The organism is Psychrosphaera sp. (assembly GCF_982872775.1).
In genome coordinates, this window is the sequence record NZ_CEYNSH010000026.1 from 34,838 (window position 1) to 38,659 (window position 3,822).

Consider the following 3,822-nt stretch of genomic DNA (forward strand, 5'->3'; position numbering starts at 1 on the left):
AAAATTAGACTAATATAAATTGACTTATTTAATGAACACTTAAGCCGATTTCGGTATACTCTCGCGCTTTAAAAATCCCCAATTAACGGAGAAGTCATGTTTAATCTGATCACGAAAAGTGATTCAAATGTAAAAAATGACGTGTTATCTGGTATTACCGTTGCGTTAGCATTGGTGCCAGAGGCCGTTGCATTTGCGTTCGTTGCTGGCGTTGACCCTATGGTAGGTCTGTATGCAGCATTTATGATGGGCCTAATCACATCTGCAATCGGTGGCCGTCCTGGCATGATCTCAGGTGCAACCGGTGCGATGGCCGTTGTTATGGTCGCGTTAGTCGCTCAACACGGTGTTCAATACCTGTTTGCGGCAGTGATATTAGCCGGCATACTACAAATCTTAGCCGGTGTGTTTAAGCTCGGTAAGTTTATTCGACTGGTGCCATACCCAGTAATGCTGGGCTTTGTAAACGGTTTGGCTATTGTTATTTTCTTGGCTCAAATGGGTCAGTTTAAAGTACTTGATGCCATGGGTAACGCTCAATGGATGCAAGGTGAAGCCCTGTACATCATGTTAGGCCTAGTTGCCTTAACAATGGCAATCATTCACTTCTTACCAAAAATCACGACGGCTGTACCAGCGTCATTAGTCGCAATTCTGACGGTGACAGGTATTGTTCACGGCATGGATGTGGAAGCACGAACGGTTATCGACTTCGTACGTGACATGTTACCAGAAGCTGAAAAAGCAACAGCAACCCTTGCCGGTGAATTACCAAGCTTTGCCATACCAATGGTACCTATGACGTTAGAAACGTTATACATTATTTTACCTACAGCCATTATTTTGGCACTAGTTGGTCTTATTGAGTCGTTGTTAACATTGACGTTAATTGATGAGCTAACTGATACACGTGGTAGTTCAAACAAAGAGTGTATTGGTCAAGGTGTTGCGAACGGCGTAAACGGCTTCTTCGGCGGTATGGGTGGTTGTGCCATGATTGGTCAGTCGATGATCAACATTAACTCTGGTGGTCGCGGCCGTCTTTCGGGAATTACGGCTGCAATTGTTTTACTTGCATTCATCTTATTCCTTGCGCCGTGGATTGAACTAATTCCATTAGCTGCGTTGGTTGGTGTAATGTTCATGGTTGTTATCGGCACGTTTGAGTGGGCGTCATTGCGTATTCTACGCGGCGCAAACAAAGAAGACGGTTTTGTCCTACTTCTAGTAACAGGTGTGACGGTCATTGCAGACTTAGCTATTGCTGTAATCGTGGGTGTTATTGTTTCTGCATTAGTATTTGCATGGAAACACGCATCACATATCAGTGCTCGTACTCGCATCGATGACGAAGGTTGGAAGGTATATGAGTTAGATGGACCTTTATTCTTCGGTTCAGTCTCGTATTTCAGAGAATTATTTAAAGTCGATGAAGACCCAGACGATGTCGTTATCGAGTTTAAAGAGTCTCGTATTTGGGACAGCTCAGGTATAGACGCGCTAGATGGATTAGCCGACAAATACCAAAAGGCCGGTAAGAAATTACACATCAGACACATCAGTCCTGAATGTCGTAACTTGCTTCAAAAGGCGCAAAAGTTTGTTGAGATTAATGTAAACGAAGATCCTCGTTACAAAGTCGCGACAGACAAACTGGATTAATTTGATTTACATCAATTAACCTTTTAAATAGATTAAAAAAAGTCCAATTCACTGGCGTCCTATCGACAAAAGTGGCTTGGACTTTTTTGCTTATTGGGGCCACAGTCCGTATAATGCGCGCCCAGCCAAGAGGCTCAATTCAAATTTTTAATCCATGATGCTCCGGATTTGCGATTCGGGGGGCAAAGAGGAATCCATATGTCACAAGTAGTAGTGTGCGCAATGTATAAGTTTGTGCGCTTAGAAAATTTCCAAGAGTTACGTGAGCCATTACAAACGGTAATGGAGCAAAACGGTGTGAAAGGTACTTTGTTGCTTGCACACGAAGGTATCAACGGTACGGTAGCCGGCAGCCGTGAAGGTATAGATGCCGTGCTCGCGCATATTAAAGCGGACGAGCGCTTATCTGATATTTCTTACAAAGAAAGCTTTGATGCAGAAATGCCATTTTATCGCAGCAAAGTAAAACTCAAAAAAGAAATCGTGACTATGGGTGTTGAAGGTATCGACCCTCGCGAAGTTGTAGGAACCTACGTCAAACCAAAAGACTGGAATGACCTAATTGCTGATCCAGAAGTGTTTGTTGTGGATACTCGTAACGACTATGAAATCCAAATCGGCACATTTAAAAACGCGGTAAATCCAGAAACTGAAACCTTCCGTGAGTTCCCTGATTACGTTGCGAAAAACATGGACCCGGCTAAACACAAAAAAGTAGCCATGTTCTGTACTGGTGGTATTCGTTGTGAAAAATCAACCGCCTACATGAAAGAACAGGGCTTTGAAGAGGTATATCACCTTGAAGGCGGTATTCTTAAGTACCTAGAAGAAGTTCCAAAAGAAGAAACCATGTGGGAAGGCGAGTGTTTCGTATTTGATAACCGTGTTGCCGTTGATCATGACTTAAACAAAGGTCAATACGATCAGTGCCACGCTTGTCGTATGCCAATTACTGAAGAAGAAATGCAGTCTGACAAATATGAGAAAGGCATCTCATGTCCGCACTGTTTTGACAAAGTAACTGACGAGCAAAGAGCACGTTTTGCCGAACGTCAAAAGCAAATCGAGCTAGCAAAAGCGCGTGGGGAAGAGCATATTGGTTCGGAAGCCAAAGAAGCATTAGCATTGCGACAAGAACAAAAGCGTAAGCAAAAAGAAGCGGCTCGTCAGCAAGCTAAAAAAGGCGCTTAATAAACGATAGCCTTTAAGCCGTTAGCGCGAATTCACGCTAATTAGACGGCTAATGAGACCCCTAATTAGACAAAAAAGCGATGAAATGATTTCCATCGCTTTTTTTGTTTGTTTAATTAAAACAGTGCTTGAAACCTTGAGTATCTAGCAAAACCCATCACGCAACCTTAATTGGCAGTAGGATTAAAGAAATAGGTCCACGAGGTTATTGTAGTATCTCAGACCTTGCGTTGTGATTTGATACTGAGCATTCACACGTTCAAGACCTTCCTTATCAATACCAGCCATTCCAGTGTTATTACTAACCATTGTGTTATCGGTTCCAGTATTTTGTTCTGGTGCTGTTAAAAGGCCAAGACTCACGCCTTTTTCTATGGCATCGATGACAGTGCTTTTATTCAGCCCTGTACGTTGCTCAAAGTCTTCCAAAGTAAATGGCTGTTTGAGCCTCAAACGGTTCATAAAATACTCAAACGGCAAGTCATCCGCTTCCACTTGCCATTCTTTGTAGCGGTATGGTTTCGTCATATCCATATAACCTTTAGGGTGTTTGACCTTTTCGGTTCTGATGATACGACCTGATGCTATATCTGTGATCTTGCCATGAGCCCCACAGCCAATCCCCAAATAGTCTCCAAACTTCCAGTAATTAAGGTTATGTCGACATTGATGTTGCTTAGGTGAATTATCTGTACGTTTGGCATAGGCAGAAATCTCATACTGCTCATAACCTGCTGCTTTTAATAATTCATGACCTTGAGCCTGAATCTCCCATAAGGTTTCATCTTCTGGCAACTTAGGAGGCTTAGAATGGAAAAGGGTATTCGGCTCAATGGTGAGTTGATACCAAGAGATGTGGTATGGCTCCAACTCAATGGCTTGTTTTAAATCTGATAAGGCTTGTTCCAGTGTTTGGTTTGGTAAACCATGCATCAAATCTAAGTTAAAAGTCGGAACCGTTTCATGGGC

3 protein-coding genes are annotated in these 3,822 nt (G+C 42.8%); 2 read left to right on the forward strand and 1 reads right to left on the reverse strand.

The genetic code is table 11. From position 1 onward, the window contains the following. The first annotated feature begins 96 nt into the window (after positions 1-96). Together AC4E96_RS09205 and trhO are read left to right on the forward strand one after the other, a co-directional pair. Positions 97-1,662 carry a SulP family inorganic anion transporter gene (locus tag AC4E96_RS09205; protein WP_490255607.1) on the forward strand — a complete coding sequence of 522 codons (1,566 nt, stop codon included), beginning with the start codon at positions 97-99 and terminating at the stop codon, positions 1,660-1,662. A 198-nt stretch (positions 1,663-1,860) separates the two neighbouring features. Then, positions 1,861-2,853 (forward strand): oxygen-dependent tRNA uridine(34) hydroxylase TrhO, encoded by a 993-nt coding sequence (trhO, locus tag AC4E96_RS09210; RefSeq protein WP_490255608.1) that lies wholly within the window; start codon positions 1,861-1,863, stop codon positions 2,851-2,853. Between the two features lie 183 nt (positions 2,854-3,036). Here the strand turns inward: trhO and AC4E96_RS09215 are convergent. Further along, positions 3,037-3,822 (reverse strand): coproporphyrinogen-III oxidase family protein (locus AC4E96_RS09215; RefSeq protein WP_490255609.1); only part of this gene is annotated, 786 nt, incomplete at its 5' end.